This window comes from Pseudomonas sp. TMW22089 (genome assembly GCF_022496645.1).
Classification (GTDB): Bacteria; Pseudomonadota; Gammaproteobacteria; order Pseudomonadales; family Pseudomonadaceae; genus Aquipseudomonas; species Aquipseudomonas paraversuta.
Genome location: NZ_SCFG01000048.1, coordinates 1 through 1,954 on the forward strand (window position 1 = coordinate 1; position 1,954 = coordinate 1,954).

General features: G+C 37.5%; 2 protein-coding genes. Both read right to left on the bottom strand.

All coding sequences use genetic code 11. The features are described from left to right. Nucleotides 1–112: 112 nt before the first annotated feature. Nucleotides 113–1,507, bottom strand: a complete 1,395-nt coding sequence (locus EQV90_RS21630) for a hypothetical protein (protein ID WP_240878675.1) — start codon at nucleotides 1,505–1,507, stop codon at nucleotides 113–115. A gap of 103 nt (nucleotides 1,508–1,610) precedes the next feature. Then, on the bottom strand, nucleotides 1,611–1,954 hold a 344-nt coding region (locus EQV90_RS21635; RefSeq protein ID WP_240878676.1), incomplete at its 5' end, for a hypothetical protein.

Below are 1,954 nucleotides of genomic sequence, written 5' to 3' on the forward strand. Positions count from 1 at the left end.
GTCTGCTTACGTTTGCCTGCGTACTCGGCATCAGCGAAAGACATTTGCTTCATCGGGGCTCAACCGTTCAGTTCGTGGGACAGGCGTATTTCACCAGATTTGGAAGTCCTTTTCAGAGTTTCCCTAAGCCTTTCCAAGGCATCTTCTCTTTGTCTCCATTTTGTTCTTTCATACCTTTCGCTCGACGCTCATTGTATTTTCTATTCTTTGCTCTCTCTTTAACCTCCTCTTTGTCGATGATAGTTTTCAAGTGCGCTTGCTCGTCTTTTGTAATATTTAGTTTGGTTATGAGCGTTTGGCTAGTAGGGGTATATAAAGGTATCGTCTCGAATTTATTGAAATCTTGCGGATTCTTGGCTCTTCTTAGATTGTACTCTTCTAGTTTATTTCTTAATGTAGATAAATCATCAAGGCCAAAATCATCACCATTAAATATTTTATTGCCCATTTTTAATGCTTCTTCATCAAAATTACCAATATGTACAGCCCCGGCAATACATTTGAAATTCAAAATCCAAAGCAAGAAATTCATTCTCTGCCCTTCTTGAACAACCCCACCACGCAACTTAATAAGTTTCAACAAATCCTTATAACGTTCAATTGCTAATGAAAGTCTGTTTTTGGGGATGAAGTTTTTATGAGGGGTATTCTTTAGGCTTTTTTCAACTGACTCAAATTTTACAACCTCCAAAGCCGGTTTCTTTTTTTCTTTTTCGGACTTTATTTTTGGCAAAGGAGAGAGGCTATTAATGTCATCGCTGGTGGTATGAGGCTTTAAAATTTCGAGCATTTCTTCATAGGAGACTTTTTCGTTGAACTCTAACAACTCAGCCATTTTCCCGGTTTTGCTGTTTATAGTTCCGCACATTCTCAAAACCCTTGAAGCATCGAGAGCATTAGTGTCAGACCCGAAATCAGTAAAAATTCTATTTATTGCTATTTGAGCAGCCTTCCAAACATCGATTGGCGTTACAATCTGAAATTCGCGTTTCTTTTTATCAATTTTCGACACATAACTGTTTGGATTGACTTTAACCTTGCTGATAAAAAACCATTTTAAATAATAACCATTACCTGAGTAGACAATACTCGGGTAAGGCAGACAGAAAGAAACACACACAGCCTTAACATCTGTGATTAGACGCTCATGTGATGTGCTGTGATATTTTTCTGATTTGTATGTATCTAAGTCGCAAGTCAGCATTGTTAAAGCGTTTACGTCTGCTTCACGTCGTTTAAAAGTTGATTCATTCGTAGATACATAGCAATCAATCAATCCTTTATGTGCTTCTAACACGGCCCTTGCGTCTGAGACGGGATATGACCACTGACGAAAACCTTTTGCCAGGCTTGGGTCTTTTTGAAAGATATGAAACTTAGAATATTTAGGGTTTTTTTCAGTTCCGTCTAAATAGTGATAATTCAGAGGTTCTAAAATATCTGAAAAAAATTGTGTGCTAGTGTTGTTTTGCGAAATGCAAATGTTATAATTTGATTGTGGAGACATTGTTATAATTGGTTGTGGTGATTTAATTATAACTTTTTTTAAAGAAAAAGAAGGGCCTAACGGCTCTTTTTTATTTTATCGAGTACTTAAAGGTTTTTCAGGCTTATGGCTTATCTGCTTTGAGTTTCGTTAAAGCATCTTTTATGTTTTGGTCCATGTCCGCATTAGCAAATAGTTTTTCCGCATTTGAGTCATTCGGTGCTTTTGTATCATCATGTTTTTTCGTCTTGATAGGTTCGTCATTTAAACTTACGTTTTTACCAAGATACATATGTGTTTCACGACGTCCGGGTTTATTTCTTTCTGCGATTAATTTTGCTTTAAGGAAACTCTGAAAAGGACTTCCAAATCTGGTGAAATACGCCTGTCCCACGAACTGAACGGTTGAGCCCCGATGAAGCAAATGTCTTTCGCTGATGCCGAGTACGCAGGCAAACGTAAGCAGAC